Source organism: Pseudooceanicola sp. HF7 (assembly GCF_011806405.1).
Classification (GTDB): Bacteria; Pseudomonadota; Alphaproteobacteria; order Rhodobacterales; family Rhodobacteraceae; genus Pseudooceanicola.
The window spans coordinates 1-21,623 of the sequence record NZ_JAATOW010000054.1 but is presented as its reverse complement, the minus strand read 5'-3'; the positions used below and the strand labels follow the sequence as shown (position 1 = coordinate 21,623).

Sequence of the window (21,623 nt, the reverse complement as noted above, 5' to 3'; positions counted from 1 at the left end):
CCCTCCGTTCCGTCCGCCTCCGTGGCGCCCCGTAGCGCCTCAGCGCCGCCGGTGAAGGGGGTTCTAGTGTTATCACCTCAAACCCGCAAGCGGAAAAAACACGAAACCTGCAGAAAATCGAAAATTCCATGCAACCCGCTGAAAACAAATAGGTCTTCAGGGGAAATTTTCCGCGCAACAGGACCCCGCAATGGGCGACCCAGGGGAAGCCAAACACCCCGAGTCCCCCCAAAACCGGCTTATCCACGGGCTTATCCACAGACGCACCAGAGACTCGCCCCGAGTCACCATGCGACTCCCCCATGAATCGACGGCAAACCCGGAATCGCCCCGGAATCAGCCGTCGGTAACGCATCTGTATCGCGTCGGTATGACGTCGGTATTACGTCGGTGCGCTCCGAACGGAGCCTTACAGACCCGATAAGCACCAGCAGGGCGGGCAAAGCCCGACCAACGGCCGATGGGGGCTCAATGCCCCCAAGAGGACGTCGCCCCCTGCCCTCCTCAGACCCGACGCGCCACCAGCCAGGGGCGGTGATCCGTCCCCCTGGCCACGTGGATCTCGCGTTCCAGGATCTCGAAGCCGGCCAGGCGCATGGCGTCCGTCAGCTGCGCCTCCCGGAAGGTTCCCACGTAGGGGGCCTTGCCCAGGATCTGCATCACCGGCAGGGCCACCCCGCGCAGCAGGATGTTCATCTCTCCTATGCAGGGGGTCTTGGTGATCAGCAGCCCGCCGGGCCGCAGCAGCGCGCGGATATGGGAGAGCGTCACAGAAAGCTCCCGCACCAGGTGCAGGTAGTTGAACCCCAGCACCACGTCATAGCCCCCGGGCACCGGCGCGATGCTCTCCGCCGTCGCCACCTGGAAGGAGAGCGGGCCGGGTGGCGCCGCCTCAAGCTTGGCCCGCGCGATGGCGATCATGTCTTCCGAAAGGTCGGTGGCCAGGTAGTCGCTGACCCCTCCGGCCAGGCGCAGCGCCGTGCTGCCCGTGCCGCACCCCAGCTCCAGCACGCAATCGGCGGGCAGCAGCCTTTCGCGCGTGCGCTCGATCGTCCGTGACCAGGCCTGGGGATCGGAGACGGCAGAGGCCGCGTATTTGGTCGACAGCCTGTCCCAGAAGCGGGCGTCGCTGGCCAGCGCCTGGTCGGCGCGCGGCGGCCCCTTTGGGGACAGCCCGGGACGGGCGGTTGGGGCATCAAGGGGCATGGGGCATCCTTCGTCATCTCGGGGCCTGCCGCATCGCATCGGCAAGCCGGGCGCCCGCGCAGGGGCAAGGGGGCCACGGCCAGCGGGGCCGCAGCAGGCAGGGATCCGGGGCGCAGCGTGGCGTGGCCCGGGGTCTTCGGAGTCTCGTGATCGTCCGTCTTCGGTCCTTGATCTCCGACATTGGGGATCGCCGGCTTGAAGATCACCGGGGCCTCTGCACCTTGGGGATCCTGGCCGGCCCACCCGGCAGGGGGGCGGAAGGTCTGGAGATGAAGCCAGAATAGCCTTATGCAGGAAATGCGGGAATTCCCCATTCCTGAAGCTCTCATATACGGATTTGCATGAAACCTGACTGGAACCTCCTCAGGGCCTTCCATGCCACGGCAGAGACGGGATCGCTCTCTGCGGCGGCGCGCAGGCTGGGGCTGACCCAGCCGACCCTCTCCCGCCAGGTTCAGGCCCTGGAGACAGAGCTGGGCGTGCCGCTGTTCGAGCGGCCCGGACGGCGGCTGGTCCTGACCGAGGTCGGGCGCGAACTGGCCGATCACGTGGCCGGGATGCAGGCCGCCGCCGAGGGCTTTGCCCTGGCCGCCAGCGGACAGGTGCAGGAGATCCGGGGACGGGTGCGCATTTCCGCCAGCGACACCATCGCGGCCCTGATCCTGCCCAAGGCCTTGCACCGCATCCGCAGCGCCGCGCCGGGGCTGACGATCGAGGTGATCGCGGAAAACGCCCTGAGCGATCTGCACCGGATGGAGGCCGATATCGCCCTGCGCCATGCCCGTCCGGACCGCGAGGGGCTGGTGGGGCAGAAGCTGCAGGAACGCGGGGCGGGTTTCTATGCCTCTGAAGGCTGGGTGGCGCGGCATGGGATCCCGGACAGCCCCGCGGATGTCCCGACGGATCAGCTGCTGGGCTTTGCCGATGTCGAGACCTACGTCACGCATCTGAACCGCCGGGGCTTTGCCTGCGCGGCCGAGGATCTGCGCCTCTTGTCGGGTTCTGCGCTGGTGATCCGGGAAATGGTCTGCGCCGGTCTGGGCGTGGCCCCGATGCTGAAGGATATCGCCGCCCTGACGCCCGGGCTGGTCGAGGTCCTGCCCGGTCATCTTGATCCGGTGGCGACCTGGCTGGTCACCCATGAGGCCCTGCGCAACAGCCCGAGGATTCGCCTGGTGAAGGATGTGCTGGCAGAGGCCTTTGCCGATCCCTGATCCGCCGCGCAGCCGCGCCCGATCCAGCCCACCAGATCCGCCGGGCGCCGGAGGCCCCGCGGGGCCGACCAGGCAAGGAGGGGATCCGAAGCGATCGCCGAGGCGCCTGCCCCACTGAACGCCTGCTCTATCGCCACGAATTGCCACCGCCCAGGGGCGCGGCATCCCGGCACAAGCCGGACGCGGGAACATATGGAAGACTGGGAAAGGAAGAACTGGTCGGGCTGAGAGGATTCGAACCTCCGACCCCCTGCTCCCGAAGCAGGTGCGCTACCAGGCTGCGCTACAGCCCGACCGTGGTGGGCGGACTACCGCTATTGCCGGGCTTTGGCAAGGGCCAAACGGCGGAAATCTCTGACCTCGGTCACGCCGCCTTGCCGCTTTCGACCACGGTGTCTTCCGCGCTCTCTTCCTGCATCCGCATGACCCGGCCCGCGCGCGGCGTGCCCGGCGTGCCGATCCGGTTGCGGGTGCGCAGCACTGGCTGGTTGGAGGCCCGGCCCTGGCGGGATTCGCGCAGCACGATATATAGGCCGGAGGCGATGATCAGCGCGGCCCCGGCGGCCACGTTCGGCCCCGGCACCTGGTCGAAGAAGATCAGCCCGTAGACCGTGGCCCAGATGATCTGGGAATATTGCATCGGCGCGACGATCGCGGCCTCGCCCGCCTTGTAGGCGCGGATGATGAAGAGCATCCCCAGGATCGACAGGCCTGAGATCAGCGCGAATCCCAGCATGTGCAGCCCCTGGACCGGCGCGTAGGTGCGCGGCCAGACGACCATCAGCAGCCCCATCAGCAGGAAGTTCGCGGTCATCGGGTAGAGCAGCATCACGACGGAGCGTTCCTCGGATCCGATCTTGCGCACGATGACAGAGGCAAAGGCCCCCGCCGTGGCCGCCACCAGCGCCGCCGCATGGCCGATGTTCAGCTCTGCCCCGCCGGGGTTCAGCACCACGCCCACCCCCATCAGGCCGACGAAGACGGCGATCCAGCGGTGGATGCGCACCTTTTCCCCCAGCATGGGGATGGAGATCACGGTGATGATCAGCGGCGTGGCGAAGAAGATCGAATAGGCATCCGCCAGCGGCAGCACCGAGAAGGCGAAGAAGGCGCAGCCATTCGCGGTCACGGTGAAGAGCGTGCGCGCCAGCATCCACCAGGGGTGGACGGGGATCAGCGTGCCCGGCGTGCCGTTGCCCATCAGCATGAGCGAGGTCAGCGGAAAGCCGAAGAGCACGGAGAAGAAGACGATCTGGAAGGAGGAGTAATCCGCCCCCAGCAGTTTCACGACCACGTCATGGGTCGCATAGATCCCGTAGGCCAGCAGGGCAAAAAGGATCCCACGCGTATTTCCGGACATTCCGGCTCCTTGAAACGATGCCTCTGAACCGAAGCTCCCGGCCTCAAGACTGAGGCCGGGAGCGGGAAAGGCAAGCGGAACCTGCCGTTTAGGTCAATTTATGGCGCCTTGCGCGGCGGGGTGCCGAAAGCTTCGGATCCCTGCGCAAGGGCTGGTCGCTTACAGGCTGGCGTCCAGCGCCGCGATCACCGCGTCGCCCATCTGGGCGGTGGTGGCGGGCGTGATGCCTTCGTCGTTCAGCAGGTCCGCGGTGCGCACGCCATCGGCCAGCACCTTTTCCACGGCCTTCTCGAGGCGCGTCGCCTCTTCGCCCTGGTCGAAGGAGTAGCGCAGCGCCATGGCGAAGGAGAGGATGCAGGCGCAGGGGTTGGCCTTGGCCTGGCCGGCGATGTCGGGGGCAGAGCCGTGGACGGGCTCGTAAAGCGCTTTCGGGCGGCCGTTGGCCATCGGCGCGCCGAGCGAGGCGGAGGGCAGCATGCCAAGCGAGCCGGTCAGCATCGCCGCCGCGTCCGACAGCAGATCGCCGAAGAGGTTGTCGGTCACGATCACGTCGAACTGCTTGGGCCAGCGGCACAGCTGCATGGCGCCTGCGTCGGCATACATGTGGGACAGCTCGACCTCGGGGTAATCCTTGGCGACCTCGGTGACGACTTCCCGCCACAGGATGCCCGATTCCATCACGTTGGCCTTTTCCATCGAGCACAGCTTCTTGCCGCGCTTCATGGCCAGCTCGAAGGCAGAGCGCGCAACCCGGTCGATTTCCGCTTCCGTGTAGCGCTGCGTGTTGATGCCGACGCGCTGGTTGCCCTCTTCGATGATGCCGCGGGGCTCACCGAAGTAGATGCCCGAGGTCAGCTCGCGCACGATCATGATGTCGAGGCCGGCCACCACGTCCTTCTTCAGCGAAGAGAAATCGGCCAGGGCGTCAAAGCACTGGGCCGGGCGCAGGTTGGCGAACAGGTCCATTTCCTTGCGCAGGCGCAGCAGGCCGCGTTCGGGCTTCACGGAGAAGTCGAGCACGTCGTACTTCGGGCCACCCACGGCACCCAGCAGAACCGCGTCCGCCTGTTGCGCCTTTTCCATCGTCTCATCGGTCAGGGGCGTGCCATGGGCGTCATAGGCCGCACCGCCCACCAGGTCCTCTTCCACGTCGAAGGTCAGGTCGCGCTTGGCGCCATACCAGTCGATGATCTTGCGCACTTCGGCCATGACCTCGGGGCCGATGCCGTCACCGGCGAGGATGAGAAGCGAGGGGTTGCTCATGGTCACTGTCCTTCCTGGATCTTGCGCCGGACCTCCCTGTCCCGCGCTTTGCATTTCGCGTAACGGCAAGCGGGGGAAAGTTCAAGAAACGAAGGGCGCCAGACCCGTCGCCAAACGGTCCCAGACATGCGACACCCGGGGCGTGCGCCGCAGGCTCTCATGGGCGGAGAGCCAGACCGGCAGCGGCGGGATGCGCAGGTCCGTTTCCAGCTCTTCCAGGGTGGGATCGGACAGGCCGATGGCGCGCTGTCCGAAGCCCACGCCGCAGCCCGCGCGGACCAGCTGCCAATAGGTCACCGGATCATCGCAGCGCAGGGCAAAGTCCTGTCTTCCCAGGGTCAGGCCCAGGGCGCGCATCGCCCTCAGGATCAGCTCTGACCGGTCATAGCCGATCAGGTCCAGCGCCAGCAGGTCCTGCAAGGAGGCGGGCCGCCCGACCCGGTCCAGGTAGCTGCGGGCGGCGAAGGCGCCGATATGGACCTCTCCCAGCTTGCGGGTGACGATATCCAGCTGTTCTGGGCGGAACATGCGCAGGGCGATATCGGCCTCTCGGAAGGCCAGGCTTTCCGCCCGGTCCGAGGCCACGAGGTCCAGCTGCAACTGGGGCAGCTCTGCCCGGATCTCTGCCAGGATCGGCGGCAGGATGTGGCAGGCCACCATGTTGGACGCGGTGATGCGGACGGTACCGGCCATGCGGTCATCCTGGCCCGCCACGGTCAGCGCTATCTCACCCAGGGCGGCGCGCATCCGGCTGGCGGCCGGCAGGATCTCCTGCCCCGTCGCCGTCAGGCTGAGCCCGCGCGGCTGGCGTTGGAACAGCTCTGCCCCCAGGGCCGTTTCCAGCTTCTTCACCTGCCGCCCCAGCGTGGGCTGGGACAGGCCAAGCGCGCGTGCCGCGGCAGAAAGCGATCCGGTCTCTGCCACCGCAACGAAGACCTGCAACAGGGACCAATCAAGAGAGGCAAGGCGCTTATCCATTCATGAATGAATAGCAGACCTTTGACCTTGGTCAATTACACATCCCTGCCGAATAGCGCATTCTCAGGCCAATTCAGATCACGGGAGGCCATCATGGTCAGCAAGGTCCTGGTGCTTGGTGCCAACGGAAGTTTCGGAACGAATGCGAAGGCCGCCTTTCTGGAAGCGGGCTGGGATGTGACCAGTTTCCAGCGCGGAAAGGACACCCTGGAAAGCGCCGTTGAGGGCATGGACGTGGTGGTCATGGCCCAGAACCCGGGCGATTATTCGAAGTGGCAGAAAGAGCTTTTGCCGATGCACCGGGCGGTGATCGAGGCGGCCAGCCGCGAAGGGGCCACGATCCTTCTGCCCGGCAATGTCTATGTCTTCGGGAAAAACAGCCCCGAGACCTGGGACGAGACCACGCCCCACCATGCCACCAACCCGCTGGGCCGCCTGCGCCGGGAGGTCGAAAAGATGTACCGCGCCGCCGATACCCAGGTGATCGTGCTGCGCTGCGGGGATTTCATCGACGTGCGCCCCAGCGGCAACTGGTTCGACCGGATGATCTGCAAACCGCTGGCCAAGGGGCGCATCACCTACCCCGGCCCGCTGGACCGCCCCCATGCCTGGGCCTACCTGCCCGATGCCGGGCGCGCGGCCCTGGCCCTGGCCGAAAGGCGCAAGAGCCTGGCAACCTTCGAGGACGTGCCCTTCCCCGGCCATACGCTGACCGGCCACCAGCTGGCAGAGGCGCTGTCGGGCGTGACCGGCCGGCGGGTTCAGGCCGCGCCCTTCAACTGGCTGCCGATCCACATGCTCAAGCCCTTCGCCGGCTTCGCCGCCGGCGTGATCGAGATGCGCTACCTGTGGCATAAGCCGCAGCGGCTGGATGACCGCCGCTTCCGCGAGCTGCTGCCCGATTTCACCCCCACCCCGCTGCCGGAGGCCCTGCGCAACAGCACCGGCTTCCTGCCCGGCATGCAGGCGCGCCGCAAGGAAGCGGCCTGAGCGACCGTCGCGAAGAGGTGCCGCCTAGCGGGCGATATCGACCCAGACCAGCCGGTGGCGGCTGGCCTGCACCGGGTCGGCCAGCCCCGCGCCGGTGACGGTCAGCCCGGCCCCCGGCAGGATGTAATCCACCCGCATCCGGCCCGGCCCGGCGTCTTTCCAGTCCACCGTTGCCAAAGCGCCCTCTGCGCTGCGGGGGGTGGGATCTTGCAAGGCGGGATCGCCCAGCAGGGCCGCGATGGCCCCGCGCCGCCCGTCGCCCTTGTCCGGGTCGAGGTTTGCGCCGCCGATCAGCACCGGCGCCTTGGGGACGGTGCCGAAATGCCCGGCCAGAAGGAGCTGCCAGAAGCGGATCTCGTCCGCGTTGCGGCGGCCGTTGCGGTCGTCGGGCCCGTCGAAGACCGGCGTTGTGGCGCGGAAGATGCCCAGTGTGACGGGCCCCGCCGGGATCAGCCAATGCGCGACGGAAGAGAGCCGCTGCACCTGCGCGCCGGTGTCCGTGGGACGCAGGAGCGTGTCCGGCAGGTCCTTCCAGAGCAGGGTGCTGAAATCCCGTGGCGGGCCGAGCGTTTCGCGCGACAGCAGGGCCAGCGCCCCCTGCCCGCTGAACCGGCCATAGCCCTGGGCATCGCGGGCCTCTCCCAGGCGGCCATTGCCATCCAGGTCCAGCCCCGTGGGCAGGCCGCTGTTGGGCCGGGCGGCGAAAAGATGCGGGAAGGGGCGCGCGAGCCCGGCGTTGAAGGCCGCGAGCGCCCGCCCCTCTGCATCGTAGTCGATGCCGGCAAGCACCAGGATATCGGGATCGACGGCCTCGATCAGCGCGCGCACCTCACGGATCGGCGCCGTGTCCTTGAGGATGTCGCGCAGCAGAAGCCCCGGTCCCTTCGCCTCAAGCTCCGTATCGAAATAGGCCAGGCGCAGGTCCTTGCGGGTCTGGTCCTCGGAGGGCGCGGAGGGTTCGGAATGCGCCGGCGCCGCGGCGGTGATCAAGACCGCCAGCAGCGCCGCCGGGACAGGCCCGACCCGCCACGCGCGTGGCGTCAAAGTCCCCTGGTCCTGCCTGTCCTCCATTCCGGCTCCCCGAAATTGGGGGAAGGTAAGCAGAGGAAGGTTAATGAGAGGTGAAGAATTTCCTGCCCGCAGCGGAATGCAAAAAGGGCGCCACGAAGGGCGCCCTTTCTCGGAAATCGGTGCCGGCCAGCGACCGGGACAGCCTGCGGTCAGACCCAGGGACGGGCCTGGGCGGCGGCGGCTTCGAAGGTGTCGATGGCCGCGGCCTTTTCCAGGGTCAGGCCGATATCGTCCAGACCTTCGAGCAGACAATGCTTGCGGAAGGGGTCGACCTCGAAGGTGAAGACCTCTCCGTCGGAGGTGGTGATGGTCTGGGCTTCCAGGTCCACTTCCATGCGCGCGTTGGAGCCCTTTTCGGCGTCCTGCATCAGCACGTCGACGACCTCTTGCGGCATCACGATCGGCAGCATGCCGTTCTTGAAGCAGTTGTTGAAGAAGATGTCGGCGAAGGAGGTGGAGATCACCACCTTGATGCCGAAGTCCGCCAGCGCCCAGGGGGCGTGTTCGCGCGAGGAGCCGCAGCCGAAGTTGTCACCGGCGACGATGACGGAGGCCTCGCGGTAGGCGGGCTGGTTCAGCACGAAATCGGGGTTCTCGTTACCCTGGTCGTCATAGCGCATCTCGGCGAAGGCATGGACGCCAAGGCCGGTCCGCTTGATCGTCTTCAGGTATTGCTTCGGGATGATCATGTCGGTGTCGATGTTCACCAGCGGCATGGGGGCCGCGATCCCGGAAAGTTTCTCGAATTTTTCCATCTCAGTTTTCCGTAATTACGCGCGCCAGCGCACCATCCATTGGAACCATGCCCTCGATCCGGACCGAACGGTCGGAGCGCTCTGCCTCGTAGATCCCCTTGTCGTAGGCCGGTCCCTGCGGGCAGGTGGCCGTGAAGACCACGAGCCCGTCTGTGCCCGTGCCCGAGGAATACTCCGCGATCTCGTCGCCCTTGCAGGCAATGGCGATCAGGTCACGGATCTCGGCCTCTTCGTAGCCGGCGGGATTGTAGTTCCCCGCGATAAGGCCCTCTTCCTGGCGAAAGATGAAGTAGCCCGGTTCTTCCAGGGCCCTCATCACCGGAGCCTGCGTGCAGGCGGCAAGTGCGCCCAGGATCAGGGCTGCCGTGATCGTCTTCGTGTGGGTCTTCAAGGTCTCTCTCCCGTGAGGACGCCGGTCCGTCGACTGGCCGTTAGTGGGTGGATGTGCTGACTGTTTCAGGTGACCCGGCACGGAATGCGCCGGGCGAAATCTTTAGTAACCCTTGCGCCGGGCCACGACGCCGAAGGTCATGAGCCCGATGCCCTCTGCCAGAAGCTGGAAGCCCAGCAGCAGGCCGAGCAGCGCAGAGGTCGCGCTGGCGAAGTCGAAGAAGACAAGCAGGCCGATCCCGACGGAGGCCACCCCGGACAGGATCGCCAGCCACAGGAAGGGCGTGCCGCCCAGCTGCGTCGCCATCAGCAGGCGCACGACGCCCATGACGAAGAAGACCACGCCCAGGATCAGGGTCAGAGAGACCGTGCCCTGAAGCGGATTGGCCAGCAGCCAGACACCCGCGACAATAGTAAGAAGCGCCACGAACCCGTTCCAGAGCCGATGATCATGCGCCTGGGCCCTGAACAGGATCCAAGCCTGGATCACCCCGCTGGCAAGGAAGAAGATCCCCACCAGCGTGGTCACGGCCAGCGAGGCCGCGAAGGGGTTCATCAGTGCCAGCACGCCGCCGATGAGCAGCATGAGGGCAATGAAGATCAGGGCCGAGGACACTTTCATCTGACGCGCACTCCTGCTTGTCGCGTTAACCTTCTTCGATGCTTACATCAGCTCGCGCACATCCGTAAGATGGCCCGTGATCGCAGCGGCGGCTGCCATGGCGGGGGACATCAGGTGCGTGCGGCCTCCGCGACCCTGGCGGCCTTCGAAGTTCCGGTTGGAGGTTGCGGCGCAACGCTCGCCCGGCTTCAGCTGGTCAGGGTTCATGGCCAGGCACATGGAGCAGCCCGCAAGACGCCATTCAAAGCCCGCGTCCTGGAAGATCTGGGCAAGCCCTTCCTCTTCCGCCTGCGCGCGCACCAGGCCGGAGCCCGGCACGACCATGGCCCGCATGCCCTCTTTGACCTTCTTGCCTTTCAGGATCTCCGCGGCGGCGCGCAGATCCTCGATCCGGCCGTTGGTGCAGGAGCCGATGAAGACGGTGTCGATCTGGATGTCGCTCAGCTTCTGGCCGGGCTCGAGGCCCATGTATTCCAGCGCGCGCTTGGCCGCGTCGACCTTGCCGCCCTTGAAGCTTTCCGCCGTGGGAACCTCGGCGGTGATCGGCAGAACGTCCTCGGGCGAGGTGCCCCAGGTGACGACCGGCGCGATGTCTTCGCCCTTCAGGGTGATGACCTTGTCCCAATGGGCATCGTCATCCGAATAGAGCGTCTTCCACCAGTTCATCGCGGCTTCCCACTGCGCGCCCTTGGGCGCATGGGGACGGCCCATGACATATTCGAAGGTGGTTTCGTCCGGCGCGATCAGGCCGGCGCGTGCGCCGCCTTCGATCGCCATGTTGCAGACGGTCATGCGGCCTTCCATCGACAGCGAGCGGATGGCTTCGCCGCAATATTCGATCACGTAGCCGGTGCCGCCAGCGGTGCCGGTGGCGCCGATGACGGACAGGGTGATGTCCTTGGCGGTGACACCGGGCCGAAGCTGGCCGGTGATCTCCACCTTCATGTTCTTGGACTTCTTCTGGATCAGCGTCTGGGTGGCAAGGACGTGCTCGACCTCGGAGGTGCCGATGCCGTGGGCCAGCGCGCCGAAGGCGCCATGGGTGGCGGTGTGGCTGTCGCCGCAGACCACGGTCATGCCCGGCAGGGTCCAGCCCTGTTCTGGGCCGACGATGTGCACGATGCCCTGGCGGACGTCGGACACCGGGTAGTAGTGAACGCCGAATTCCTTGGCGTTGGTGTCAAGCGCGGCCACCTGGATGCGGCTGTCCTCGGGCATCGATTCCGGGTTGTCGCGGCCCAGGGTGGTGGGCACGTTGTGGTCCGGCACGGCGATGGTCTTTTCCGGCGCACGAACGGTGCGGCCGGCCAGGCGCAGGCCTTCGAAGGCCTGGGGGCTGGTCACTTCGTGGACAAGGTGGCGGTCGATGTAGAGCAAGCAGGTGCCATCGTCGGCCTCATCGGCGACATGGGCATCCCAAATCTTGTCATAGAGCGTCTTGGGGGACATGGAATCCTCTCCCTGGAAATGCGTGGAAATCGGTGATGGTGACGCGCGGGACCACCCGCGCCGCACTCATAGGCGGGCGAGGATCGTCAGGGTCGCGCCGAAGAAGCGCCAGGGCAGGCGCGCGCGGTCATCCATGTCGAAAATCTGCGTCATGGGCCCCAGATACTCTTCGTCGGGCGGTTCATCAAGCTTTAACAGATGCGGACTCAAGCAATCCCCTGCCGGGGCTGCGCTGCGGGAGGGGGTGTCCGCTCCGCCCCCCCTGCCCGTTTCGGGAACCTTCGCCAGCCCCTTGGGGTTGAGTCGCCAAAGGAGGTTTCCATGACCCATGAGATCACCCTGAAGGAAAAGAGCGCCGTCACCCATGACGTGAACCGCTATGTCTTCACCCGCCCCGAGGGGCTGGAGTACCACCCCGGCCAGGCCACCGAGCTGACCCTGGAGAAATCCGGCTGGAAGGACGAGGGGCGCCCCTTCACCTTCACCTCGCAGCCCGATGACAAGATGCTGGAGTTCGTCATCAAGTCCTACCCGGAGCATGATGGCGTGACCGAGCAGCTGGCCGAGCTGAAACCCGGCGACAAGCTTCAGATGGCCGATCCTTTCGGCGCGATCGAGGACAAGGGCCCCGGCACCTTCATCGCCGCGGGCGCGGGGATCACCCCCTTCATCCCGATTCTGCGCCACCGTGCCGCAGAGGGCTCGCTGGAAAACTGCCAGCTGATCTACACCAACAAGACCGAAGACGACATCATCCTGCGCGAGGAATGGGCCGGGATGGAGGGCCTGTCCCTGGCCTATACGGTCACCGAGCACGCGGGCGAGAGCGTGCCCAAGGCGATGCTGGACGAGGACTACCTGCGCAGCCAGGTGCCTGATCTTGAACGGTTCTTCTACATCTGCGGGCCGCATGGCTTTGTCGATGACATCCGCAATGCGCTCAAGCGCATGGGCGCAGAGCCTGAAAAGATCGTCACCGAGGAAGGCTGGTAAGCCCCCCTTTTGACGCTCGCACTCCGCCCCTCTGGCATGGCCCCGGGGGCGGGCTGCGGACGCCACGTCCACATTCATTGAAAAGGGGCGCAGGTCTTGCTATCTTTGACACATGCCCGGCACCGGGGCCGAGACGGTGTGCTGCCAGGGAGGACAATGTCCTGTCATTCGACGCAAGAGCGGATCACTCCGCGCATGAAGGGGCTTACGTGATGCCTGCCCCGCAAGAGCTTACGGCCAAGGGCCAGCTCGACCTCATCCTGACATCGCTGGAAGACGACAAGGCCGAGGAGATCGTCACGATCGACCTGGCTGGCAAGTCCTCCATCGGCGATTACATGGTTGTCTGCTCCGGCCGCTCCTCGCGGCAGGTGTCGGCGATCGCTGAAAAACTCGTGGAGCGCCTCAAGGAGGTGACGGGCCGGACCGCGAAGGTCGAAGGCAAGGAAACCGGCGACTGGGTCCTGATCGACACCGGCGATATCGTCGTGCATGTCTTCCGCCCGGAGGTCCGCGAGTTCTACCAGCTTGAAAAGATGTGGCAGCAGCCGGCCGGCGCCGTTCCCTCGGCCTGAGCTGACCGCCGTCTGACCTGACGAGGCCACATGAAGTTGACGATATGCGCCATCGGCCGGCTGCGAGCCGGGCCGGAAAAGGCGCTGATCGATGATTACCTGGACCGGGCCGGCAAGTCCGGCCGGTCCATGGGCTTGGGTCCTGCCAGCGTGCAGGACGGCGAGGCCAAGAAGGGTGGCATGGCGGCAGAGGCCGAGGTGCTGACCCGGATGATCCCGGACGGCGCGAAGATCGTCGCGCTGGATGAACGGGGCAAGCTTCTGACATCGCCGGATTTCGCGGATCGTCTTGCCGGCTGGCGGGACGAGGGCATCCGCGATTGCTGCTTCCTGATCGGGGGCGCGGACGGGCTGGATCCGGCCCTGCGGGCCCGGGCCGACCTGACACTGTCCTTCGGCAAGATGGTCTGGCCGCACATGCTGGCCCGCGCGATGCTTTCCGAACAGATCTACCGTGCGGTAACGATCCTGGGGGGCTCGCCCTATCACCGGGTGTAAAGCGGGGGGCTGAGCGGCGAGGTCCGTGCGGGCTGGGGTCTTTGGATGCCTCCGGCGGGAGTTTTTTGGCAAGAAGAAGGAGGGGGCGGGGTCCTTTCTTTCGCGGGACGGCGTGGATGTCCCGGGAGGCGCAGGCCGACGACGGGGCGCGGGCCCTCGATGGGGCCGCGGCGCGTTGCGGGGTAAGGCGCCTGTCATTGCCGGGAAATCCGCCGGGGATGCCGCGCATCCGCCACATTCCGCCCTGTTGGCGCAAACCCTGTTCACCCTGCGCGGCACAGGGTCTAGAACCGGGGTGAAACAGGCCAAGGATCCCGTCATGAGCATTCCCAAACCCGTCGTTCTTTGCATCCTTGATGGCTGGGGGCTGCGCGAGAGCCGCGAGGCCAATGCGCCTGCCTTGGCCAAGACGCCCACCTTTGACCGCATCATGGCGAGCTGTCCCAATGCGACGCTGGTCACCTTCGGCCCGGACGTCGGCCTGCCGAAGGGGCAGATGGGCAATTCCGAGGTCGGGCATACCAATATCGGCGCGGGCCGCGTGGTGGCGATGGACCTGGGGCAGATTGATCTTGCCATCGAGGACGGCAGCTTTGCCGCCAATGCGGCGCTGAACGACATGATCGCGACGCTCAAGGAAACCGGCGGCGCGGCGCATGTCATGGGGCTGGTTTCGGACGGGGGCGTTCATGGCTCTCTTGCCCATATCATCGCGGCGGTGAAGACGATCGCGGGTGCGGGCGTGCCCGTGAAGCTGCATGCGGTGACGGATGGGCGCGACGTGGCCCCGCAATCCGCGCTTGGCTACCTGGAGACGCTGGAAGCCGCCCTGCCGGACAACGCGCAGATCGTTTCTGTCAGCGGGCGCTATTACGCGATGGACCGGGACAACCGCTGGGAGCGGGTGAGCCAGGCCTATAACGCGATGATCCGGGGCGAGGGCCTGAAGGCCGAGAGCGCCCGGGCCGTGGTCGAGGCCAGCTATGCGGATGGCAAGACGGATGAATTCGTCCTGCCCTCCGTGCTGGGGGATTTCGGCGGGGTCGAGGATGGCGATGCCTTCTTCTGCCTCAACTTCCGGGCCGACCGCGCACGAGAGATCCTGCGCGCCATCGGGGAGCCGGGCTTTGCCGAGTTCGACACCGGGGCGCGTCCGAAGCTTTCCGCCCTGCTGGGGATGGTCGAGTATTCCCAAGATCACAACGCCTACATGACCACCTGCTTCCCCAAGCGCCAGATCGTGAACACGCTGGGTGAATGGGTTGCCAAACATGGCAAGAGCCAGTTCCGCCTGGCGGAGACGGAGAAATACCCCCATGTGACCTTCTTCCTTGACGGTGGGGTGGAGAAGGCCAAGGCGGGCGAGGATCGCTTCATGCCGAAGTCGCCCAAGGTCGCCACCTACGACATGCAGCCCGAGATGTCCTCGGTCGAGGTGACGGATCACTTCGTGGAGGCGATCGAGCATGGCTATGACCTGATCGTCACCAATTACGCCAACCCGGACATGGTCGGCCACACCGGTGACCTGGAGGCGGCCATTGCCGCCTGCGAGGCCGTGGACCAGGGGCTGGCCCGCGTGGTGGCGGCGCTGGAAAAGGTGGGCGGCGCGATGATCGTCACCGCGGATCACGGCAATTGCGAGACCATGGTCGATCCGGAAACCGGCGGGCCGCATACCGCGCATACGACCAACCTGGTGCCCGTGGCGCTGTTCGGCGGGCCCGAGGGGGCAGAGTTGCGCGACGGGCGTCTGGCGGATCTTGCGCCGACGCTGCTGCAGCTGATGGGCATGGAGCAGCCCGAGGAAATGACCGGGAAGAGCCTTATCAAATGATCCGTCTGGCGCTGGTCCTGGCGATGCTGAGCGCGCCCGCGCTGGCGCAGGAGGGGCCCGCCGCCCGGGCGCGGGCCGCGGCCGAGGCGCTGGAGGCGGCCCAGGGTGAACTGGAATCCGCTCAGGGTGCGCGGGATCGTGTCGCGGCGCTGACCGACACGGTGCGCGCCTATGAACGCGGGCTGGAGGCCATGCGCGAGGGGCTGCGCGATGCCGCCCGACGCGAGGCCGCCCTGCAGGACGAGCTGGCCGCGCGCAGCGGAGAGATCGCGGCACTCGTGTCGACTCTGCAGGTGATCTCGGAGGATCCCGCGCCGGTGCTGCTGCTGCATCCCGCCGGCCCGCTGGGCACCGTGCGCGCCGGCATGATCATTTCCGACACCGCCCCGGCCCTGACCGCGCGCGCCGAGGCGCTGAAAGCCGATCTGAACGAGGCGCGCGCCCTGCGCGAGGTCCGCGAAGGGGCCGAGGCCCGGCTGAGCGAGGGGCTGCGCGGCGTGCAGGCCGCGCGCACGGCGCTGTCCCAGGCCGTGTCGGACCGGCGCGACCTGCCGGTGCGGTTCATCGCCGATCCGCTGAAGGTGCAGCTGCTTTCGGCCACCACCGACACGCTGCGGGATTTCGCCGCCGGCCTGCCCGATATCGTGGATGATGCCAGCGTGACCGGCACCACCCCGCCCGTTGCATCCTTTGACAAGGGTCACATCCCCCTGCCCGCTCCCGGCCGCCTCCTGCGCCGCGCCGGAGAGGCCGATGCCGCGGGTATCATCCGCCCCGGCATCATCCTGGAGACGCCCGCGCAGGCCCTGGTCACCACGCCGGTCCCGGCCACGATTCGCTACCTGGGCCCGCTTCTGGACTACGGAAACGTGATCATCCTTGAGCCGCGTTCCGGTCTACTCTTCGTTCTTGCGGGGCTGAAGGTCGTGTACGGAGAGATCGGAGAGGTCCTGGCCGCGGGTGCGCCGCTTGGCCTCATGGGCGGGCAGGCCCACACGGCAGAGACTCCGGCAAGCGACGCGTCCGGAGAAGAGGGTGGCCCCGGCCGGGGCGAAACGCTTTATATAGAGGTTAGGCAGGATAACCTGCCCGAGGACCCCGCAGGCTGGTTCGAGATGACGAAGGAAACGCAATGAAGAGAAAATTCGCCCTGGCCGCGATCGGCGGCATGGCTGTCGCTGCCATTGTCACCACCCAGGTCGCCCCGCCCCTGCTGGCCCAGGACAATGCCGCCGAAGGCGATGTCTACGGTCAGCTGGAATTGTTCGGCGATGTCTTCGAGCGGATTCGCAGCCAGTACGTCGAAACGGTTGACCCGGCCGAGCTGGTGGAAGCCGCCATCGACGGCATGCTGACCTCGCTCGACCCGCATTCCAGCTATCACCCCCCGGCAGAGGCAGACGCGCTGCGCGTCCAGACGCGGGGCGAGTTCGGCGGACTGGGCATCGAGGTGACGCAAGAAGACGGCTTCGTGAAGGTCGTGACGCCGATGGATGGCACCCCCGCCGCCGAGGCCGGTGTCGAGGCCGGCGATTTCATCACCCATGTCGATGGCGAGAGCCTGCTGGGCCTGACGCTGGACGATGCCGTGGAACTGATGCGCGGCCCCGTGGGATCTGAGATCGTGATCACCGTGGTCCGCGAGGGCGAGGCCGATCCCTTCGACGTGACCATCACCCGCGACACGATCAAGCTGACCGCCGTGCGCGCCCGCACCGAGGGCCAGACCGTGGTTCTGCGGGTCTCTACCTTCAACGACCAAACCTTCCCGAACCTGCAGGAGGGCCTTGAGCGCGAGATCGAGGCCGCCGGTGGGCTGGACAACGTCAACGGCGTGGTGCTGGATCTGCGCAACAACCCCGGCGGGCTGCTGGTGCAGGCGATCCGGGTGTCGGATGCCTTTCTGGACAAGGGCGAGATCGTCTCGACCCGGTCGCGGGATCCGGGCGACGGGGACCGGTACAACGCCACCCCCGGCGACATGATCGAGGGCAAGCCCATCGTCGTGCTGATCAACGGCGGCTCTGCCTCTGCCTCAGAGATCGTTGCGGGGGCGCTCAAGGATCACCGCCGCGCCATCGTCGTGGGCACCAAGAGCTTCGGCAAGGGGTCTGTCCAGACGGTCATGCCGCTGCGGGGCGACGGCCAGATCCGGCTGACCACGGCGCGCTATTACACGCCGTCGGGCCGGTCGATCCAGAACCTGGGCGTATCGCCCGATATCGTGGTGCAGCAGCCGCGCGTGGATCCCAATGCCGTGGAAGAGGATAAGGAGGCACCGGCAGGCTTCTCCCGTTCGGAGGCCGATCTGCGCGGGGCGCTCGACAACGATTCCCTGTCCGAGGACGAGGTCCGCCAGATCGAGGAAGAGCGCGCCAAGGCCGACGAGGCCGCCAAGCTTCGCGACGAGGATTACCAGCTGGCCTATGCGATCGACATCCTGAAGGGCCTTTCCGCCCTTGGTCCGCAGTACCGCGCGGATGCGGGCACCGACGGTGAGCCGCTTGCAGAGGTCAAGCCCTGACCCGGGGCGAAAGGATCATCGAAGAAACCGGGAGGGGCGTCGCGATTGCGGCGCCCTTTTTCGCTCAGGCACGGTCCTCTGCCTCTGCCTCTCCCTCTGCCACGTGGCAGGCGACGCAGATCTTGTTGCCATCAAGGTCCCGGAAATAGGCGCCGTAGAAATCCGGGTGGTAATGCGGGCGCAGGTCCGGGCGACCCTCATCCGTGGCGCCGGCCGTGATGGCCATCTCATAGACATCCCGCACCGTGGCGCGATCCTGCGCCAGGAAGGCGACCATTGGGCCGTTGCCGGGATGTGGCGCGCCCTCGAAGGGGCGGGTCAGGAAGAAGAGCGGGCGGGCCTGGCCGGGCGGGCGAAAGGAAGCTTCCTCGCCGGGGCGGAGCCAGCTTTCCTCGATCCCGAGGCGGCGCATCAGCGGGCGGTAGAAGGCCAGCGCGCGGTCGAAATCCGAAATGGCGATGGTGACGTGGCTGATCATGCCGGGAGGGTGGCACGGGATCGGCGACGGGGGAAGAGCCTGGAAGAGCGGGCGGGAGCGCGCGCGGAGGGGGCGGAAGCCTCCGGCGGAAGTATTTTTGGCCAGATGAAGGATCTGGAGCGGTCTTTATCGGACAGGGGACGTGTGTGCAGGCGGGCGGCCCAGGTCGGGCGCCCGCCTGGCTGAGATCAGAAGAAGGCTTGCAGGCCGGTCTGGGCGCGGCCCAGGATCAGGGCGTGCACGTCATGGGTGCCCTCGTAGGTGTTCACCGTTTCCAGGTTCACCGCGTGGCGCATGACCTGGTATTCGATCTGGATGCCGTTGCCGCCGTGCATGTCCCGGGCCATCCGGGCAATATCCAGCGCTTTGCCGCAGTTGTTGCGCTTGATCAGCGAGACCATTTCCGGGGCGGCCTTGGCGCGGTCGAACAGCCTGCCAACGCGCAGGGCGGCCTGGGTGCCCAGGGTGATTTCGGTCTGCATGTCCGCCAGTTTCTTCTGGTAGAGTTGCATGCCGGCCAGCGGCTTGCCGAATTGCTTGCGGTCCATGCCGTAGGACTGGGCGCGGAACCAGCAGTCTTCCGCGGCGCCCATCACGCCCCAGGCGATGCCGTAGCGTGCGCGGTTGAGGCAGCCGAAGGGCCCCTTGAGGCCGGACACATGGGGCAACAGGGCCTCTTCCCCGACTTCGACGTTGTCCATCACGATCTCACCGGTGATGGAGGCCCGCAGGCTGAGCTTGCCGCCGATCTTGGGGGCGGAGAGGCCCTTCATGCCCTTTTCCAGCACGAAGCCGCGAATCGCGCCGTCATGGGCTTCGGACTTGGCCCAGACGACGAAGACATCGGCGATGGGCGCGTTGGAGATCCACATCTTGGAGCCCACAAGGCGGTAGCCACCCTCTGTCTTGATGGCGCGGGTCTTCATGCCGCCCGGATCGGAGCCGGCATCGGGCTCGGTCAGGCCGAAGCAGCCGATCCATTCGCCGGAGGCCAGTTTCGGCAGGTATTTCATGCGCTGCTCTTCGGAGCCGTAGGCATAGATCGGGTACATGACCAGCGAGCTTTGCACCGACATCATCGAGCGGTAGCCGGAATCCACGCGTTCGACCTCACGCGCGACCAGCCCGTAGGAGACATAGCCGGCGCCGATGCCGCCGTATTGTTCCGGCACCGTCACACCGAGCAGGCCCATTTCGCCCATTTCGGCGAAGATCTCAGGTTCGACACCTTCTTCGAGGTACATTTTCTCGACCCGGGGGGCGAGTTTTTCCTGGGAGAAGGCGTGGGCCGTGTCGCGGATCATCCGCTCTTCTTCTTCCAGCTCGTCGTCCAGCAGGAAGGGATCCTGCCAGGAGAAACCGGCCATGCCGGGGCGGTCCTTGTCTTTCAGAACGGGGCGGGTGGGCGTGTCCATGGGGGTCCTCCGGTATCTGCGTTGGCAGCAGGATAGGCCATGGACCGCCCGCGCGCTAACGAGTAATTCTGGCAAGACGATGAGAATTTTGCATGAGGTGAAGGGTAATGCGCAAGGCATACATGCCTTCGGTCGGGGAGCTTGAAGCATTTTGCTCATGCGCCCGGGTTGGGACCACGACGGGCGCGGCGCGGGACCTGGGGTTGACGCAGAGCGCGGTGAGCCGGTCGATCGCGACGCTGGAGGATCGGCTGGGCGTGGCGCTGTTCACGCGGGCGCGCCAGAGGCTGGGATTGTCGGACGCCGGGCGGGCCTTCCTGGCGGAGGCGGAGGACCTGCTGGCGCGGCTGGATTCGGCGGCCACCGGGGTCATGGCCTTTGCCGGGCAGAGCGCGGTTCTGCGCATGGCGGTGCTGCCCAGTTTCGCCCGCTCCTGGCTGATCCCACGGCTGGGGGCCTGCCAGGCCTCTCTGCCCGGGGTCAGCTTCGATGTCGCCGCCCGGCTGGAGCCGGTGGACTTTGAACGCGCGCCCTTCGACCTGTCGATCCAGCGCAGCCAGCACCGCAGCACCGGAGCCCATCACCTGCACCTGCTGGACGAGCAGCTTGTCGCCGTGGCCGCGCCCAAGCTGGTGCCGGCGCAGGGGGCCACGGATGCCGCCCTGCTGGAGCTTCCGCTGCTGCAGCAAAGCACCCGGCCCGGCCTCTGGCCCGAGTGGTTCCGGGAGGCCGGGCTGGATCCGCGCCGCGCCTTGCGGGGGGCGCGGTTCGATCATTTCGACATGGTCGTGGATGCCGCCATCGCCGGGCTGGGCGTGGGGCTGGTACCCGAGATCGTGGCCGAGACCGCCCTGGCCGATGGCCGGTTGCGCAGCGCGTCGCCGCGCCGCATGGGCACCGGGCAGGCCTATACGCTGATCTACCCAGAGCGCAGCGCGGAGCGTGCAGAGGTGCTGCGCTTCCGCGACTGGCTGAGCGCGGAGATCGCGGGGATCTGGGCCTGACCGTCTCCCCGTGACACGCCCGGTCGCGCGCGCTTCGCGTTGCGCTTCCCGGCTGCGCGGCTAGGATGCGGCCAAGCCAGAAGGAGTGTCCCCGATGACGCCAGAACAGATCGCCGCCCTGCCCTATCGCCCCTGCGTGGGCGTGATGCTGATCAATGCAGAGGGTCATGTCTTCACCGGTCAGCGCAACGACATGCGCCCCGGAGAGCCCCCCGCCTGGCAGATGCCCCAGGGCGGGATCGACCCGGGCGAGACGCCTCAGCAGGCGGCCCTGCGCGAGCTCTGGGAAGAGACCGGCGTGAAAGCCGACAAGGTCACCGTGGAGGCCGAGACCGAGGGATGGGTGCGCTACGAATTGCCCGACCACCTGCTGGGCAAGATCTGGGGCGGAGCCTTCCGCGGGCAGGAGCAGAAATGGGTCCTGATGCGGTTCAACGGCACGGATTCAGACGTAGATATTGCCACCCAACACCCTGAATTCACTGAATGGAAATGGATGCCGCCCGAGGAGCTTCTGGACAATATCGTGCCCTTCAAGCGCGAGGTCTACGCGAAGGTTCTTGAGGAATTCGGCCCCCGGATCTGAGGACTGCGGGGGCTGGGCGCAGCCCCGCGCAGGCGTCTTCGGGCCGTGGAAACCACCGTCATGACAAAGGGACGCGGCCTGCTGGCTGCGCCCCTTTTTTCGTTCCGGACGGACGGCTCAGCGCCAGTCGAAGAAGTCCTTGCCGGCCTGGGCCAGCAGCGCCTCTGCCATGGCTTCGCCCAGCTCCGCGCCATCTTCGATCGGGGCGGTGCGGTCATCGGCCAGCGCCTCTGAGCCGTCGGGGCGCAGGATCTCTCCGCGCAGGCGCAGGGTGGTGCCGTCCAGCTCTGCCAGGCCGGCGATGGGCGTTTCGCAGGAGCCGTCCAGCCGCGCCAGGAAGGCCCGCTCGGCGGCCAGGCGTTGGGCGGTGATATCGTCGTGGATCGCTTCCAGCAGGGCGGCGGTGGGCATGTCG

At 66.7% G+C, this 21,623-nt stretch carries 22 protein-coding genes, 1 tRNA gene and 1 pseudogene; 10 read left to right on the top strand and 14 right to left on the bottom strand.

Annotated features, from left to right (window positions below; genetic code table 11):
* Positions 1 to 504 precede the first annotated feature (504 nt).
* Positions 505 to 1,206 (bottom strand): bifunctional 2-polyprenyl-6-hydroxyphenol methylase/3-demethylubiquinol 3-O-methyltransferase UbiG, encoded by a 702-nt coding sequence (locus HCZ97_RS19660; protein WP_167690813.1) that lies wholly within the window; start codon positions 1,204 to 1,206, stop codon positions 505 to 507.
* 341 nt (positions 1,207 to 1,547) lie between these two features.
* On the opposite strand from HCZ97_RS19660, the gene HCZ97_RS19655 reads away from it, so the two are divergent.
* Positions 1,548 to 2,420, top strand: a complete 873-nt coding sequence (locus HCZ97_RS19655) for a LysR family transcriptional regulator (protein WP_167690812.1) — start codon at positions 1,548 to 1,550, stop codon at positions 2,418 to 2,420.
* A gap of 216 nt (positions 2,421 to 2,636) precedes the next feature.
* Here HCZ97_RS19655 and HCZ97_RS19650 read toward each other — a convergent pair.
* From HCZ97_RS19650 to HCZ97_RS19635, 4 genes are all read right to left on the bottom strand, one after another.
* Positions 2,637 to 2,713: transfer RNA gene (locus HCZ97_RS19650), tRNA-Pro, on the bottom strand.
* A gap of 71 nt (positions 2,714 to 2,784) precedes the next feature.
* The gene (locus HCZ97_RS19645; protein WP_167690811.1) at positions 2,785 to 3,780 is read right to left on the bottom strand and encodes a DMT family transporter; all 996 of its coding nucleotides are present in this window, start codon (positions 3,778 to 3,780) and stop codon (positions 2,785 to 2,787) included.
* A gap of 159 nt (positions 3,781 to 3,939) precedes the next feature.
* Entirely contained in the window at positions 3,940 to 5,043 is a 1,104-nt protein-coding gene (gene leuB / locus HCZ97_RS19640) for a 3-isopropylmalate dehydrogenase (protein ID WP_167690810.1), read from the bottom strand.
* Positions 5,044 to 5,124: 81 nt separating this feature from the next.
* A complete protein-coding gene (locus tag HCZ97_RS19635; RefSeq protein ID WP_167690809.1) occupies positions 5,125 to 6,021 on the bottom strand; it encodes a LysR family transcriptional regulator in 897 nt (298 codons plus the stop codon).
* A gap of 93 nt (positions 6,022 to 6,114) precedes the next feature.
* Here HCZ97_RS19635 and HCZ97_RS19630 point away from each other — a divergent pair, with 93 nt between their 5' ends.
* Positions 6,115 to 7,011 carry an NAD-dependent epimerase/dehydratase family protein gene (locus HCZ97_RS19630; protein ID WP_167690808.1) on the top strand — a complete coding sequence of 299 codons (897 nt, stop codon included), beginning with the start codon at positions 6,115 to 6,117 and terminating at the stop codon, positions 7,009 to 7,011.
* 24 nt (positions 7,012 to 7,035) lie between these two features.
* Here HCZ97_RS19630 and HCZ97_RS19625 read toward each other — a convergent pair whose 3' ends face one another.
* The 6 genes from HCZ97_RS19625 to HCZ97_RS19600 all read right to left on the bottom strand — a co-directional run bounded on the left by HCZ97_RS19625 (position 7,036) and on the right by HCZ97_RS19600 (position 11,508).
* Positions 7,036 to 7,932, bottom strand: coding sequence for an endonuclease/exonuclease/phosphatase family protein (locus HCZ97_RS19625; RefSeq protein WP_254871617.1), 897 nt, complete (start codon positions 7,930 to 7,932; stop codon positions 7,036 to 7,038).
* 299 nt (positions 7,933 to 8,231) lie between these two features.
* The gene (gene leuD / locus HCZ97_RS19620) at positions 8,232 to 8,837 is read right to left on the bottom strand and encodes a 3-isopropylmalate dehydratase small subunit (RefSeq protein WP_167690806.1); all 606 of its coding nucleotides are present in this window, start codon (positions 8,835 to 8,837) and stop codon (positions 8,232 to 8,234) included.
* A gap of 1 nt (position 8,838) precedes the next feature.
* The gene (locus tag HCZ97_RS19615; protein ID WP_167690805.1) at positions 8,839 to 9,228 is read right to left on the bottom strand and encodes a hypothetical protein; all 390 of its coding nucleotides are present in this window, start codon (positions 9,226 to 9,228) and stop codon (positions 8,839 to 8,841) included.
* Positions 9,229 to 9,330: 102 nt separating this feature from the next.
* Positions 9,331 to 9,849 (bottom strand): HdeD family acid-resistance protein, encoded by a 519-nt coding sequence (locus tag HCZ97_RS19610; RefSeq protein WP_167690804.1) that lies wholly within the window; start codon positions 9,847 to 9,849, stop codon positions 9,331 to 9,333.
* A 42-nt stretch (positions 9,850 to 9,891) separates the two neighbouring features.
* Positions 9,892 to 11,298, bottom strand: a complete 1,407-nt coding sequence (leuC, locus tag HCZ97_RS19605) for a 3-isopropylmalate dehydratase large subunit (RefSeq protein WP_167690803.1) — start codon at positions 11,296 to 11,298, stop codon at positions 9,892 to 9,894.
* 66 nt (positions 11,299 to 11,364) lie between these two features.
* On the bottom strand, positions 11,365 to 11,508 hold the full coding sequence (locus HCZ97_RS19600; RefSeq protein WP_167690792.1) for an isopropylmalate isomerase: 144 nt from the start codon (positions 11,506 to 11,508) through the stop codon (positions 11,365 to 11,367).
* A 111-nt stretch (positions 11,509 to 11,619) separates the two neighbouring features.
* On the opposite strand from HCZ97_RS19600, the gene HCZ97_RS19595 reads away from it, so the two are divergent.
* The 6 genes from HCZ97_RS19595 (at position 11,620) to HCZ97_RS19570 (ending at position 17,725) form a co-directional block, all read left to right on the top strand.
* Positions 11,620 to 12,291 (top strand): FAD-binding oxidoreductase, encoded by a 672-nt coding sequence (locus tag HCZ97_RS19595; protein WP_167690802.1) that lies wholly within the window; start codon positions 11,620 to 11,622, stop codon positions 12,289 to 12,291.
* A 101-nt stretch (positions 12,292 to 12,392) separates the two neighbouring features.
* Complete coding sequence (gene rsfS / locus HCZ97_RS19590) at positions 12,393 to 12,866, top strand: ribosome silencing factor (protein ID WP_368484400.1); 474 nt, start codon at positions 12,393 to 12,395, stop codon at positions 12,864 to 12,866.
* A gap of 30 nt (positions 12,867 to 12,896) precedes the next feature.
* Positions 12,897 to 13,364: a 23S rRNA (pseudouridine(1915)-N(3))-methyltransferase RlmH gene (rlmH, locus tag HCZ97_RS19585; protein WP_167690800.1), complete on the top strand. Its 468-nt coding sequence runs from the start codon at positions 12,897 to 12,899 to the stop codon at positions 13,362 to 13,364.
* 319 nt (positions 13,365 to 13,683) lie between these two features.
* Entirely contained in the window at positions 13,684 to 15,201 is a 1,518-nt protein-coding gene (gene gpmI, locus HCZ97_RS19580; RefSeq protein WP_167690799.1) for a 2,3-bisphosphoglycerate-independent phosphoglycerate mutase, read from the top strand.
* Positions 15,198 to 16,337, top strand: coding sequence for a murein hydrolase activator EnvC (locus HCZ97_RS19575; protein ID WP_167690798.1), 1,140 nt, complete (start codon positions 15,198 to 15,200; stop codon positions 16,335 to 16,337). Before gpmI ends, HCZ97_RS19575 begins: the two co-directional genes overlap by 4 nt.
* Positions 16,334 to 17,725 (top strand): S41 family peptidase, encoded by a 1,392-nt coding sequence (locus HCZ97_RS19570; RefSeq protein ID WP_167690797.1) that lies wholly within the window; start codon positions 16,334 to 16,336, stop codon positions 17,723 to 17,725. Before HCZ97_RS19575 ends, HCZ97_RS19570 begins: the two co-directional genes overlap by 4 nt.
* A gap of 64 nt (positions 17,726 to 17,789) precedes the next feature.
* Here the strand turns inward: HCZ97_RS19570 and HCZ97_RS19565 are convergent, their stop codons facing one another.
* Together HCZ97_RS19565 and HCZ97_RS19560 are read right to left on the bottom strand one after the other, a co-directional pair.
* Positions 17,790 to 18,203, bottom strand: a complete 414-nt coding sequence (locus HCZ97_RS19565; RefSeq protein WP_167690796.1) for a VOC family protein — start codon at positions 18,201 to 18,203, stop codon at positions 17,790 to 17,792.
* Positions 18,204 to 18,391: 188 nt separating this feature from the next.
* Positions 18,392 to 19,618: an acyl-CoA dehydrogenase gene (locus tag HCZ97_RS19560; protein ID WP_167690795.1), complete on the bottom strand. Its 1,227-nt coding sequence runs from the start codon at positions 19,616 to 19,618 to the stop codon at positions 18,392 to 18,394.
* 107 nt (positions 19,619 to 19,725) lie between these two features.
* Here HCZ97_RS19560 and HCZ97_RS19555 point away from each other — a divergent pair, with 107 nt between their 5' ends.
* Both HCZ97_RS19555 and HCZ97_RS19550 read left to right on the top strand, forming a co-directional pair.
* Complete coding sequence (locus HCZ97_RS19555) at positions 19,726 to 20,622, top strand: LysR family transcriptional regulator (protein WP_167690794.1); 897 nt, start codon at positions 19,726 to 19,728, stop codon at positions 20,620 to 20,622.
* Positions 20,623 to 20,716: 94 nt separating this feature from the next.
* Positions 20,717 to 21,208, top strand: coding sequence for an RNA pyrophosphohydrolase (locus HCZ97_RS19550; RefSeq protein WP_167690793.1), 492 nt, complete (start codon positions 20,717 to 20,719; stop codon positions 21,206 to 21,208).
* A gap of 117 nt (positions 21,209 to 21,325) precedes the next feature.
* Here the strand turns inward: HCZ97_RS19550 and HCZ97_RS19545 are convergent.
* A pseudogene (locus tag HCZ97_RS19545) lies at positions 21,326 to 21,623 on the bottom strand (hydroxymethylbilane synthase); the annotation flags it as partial.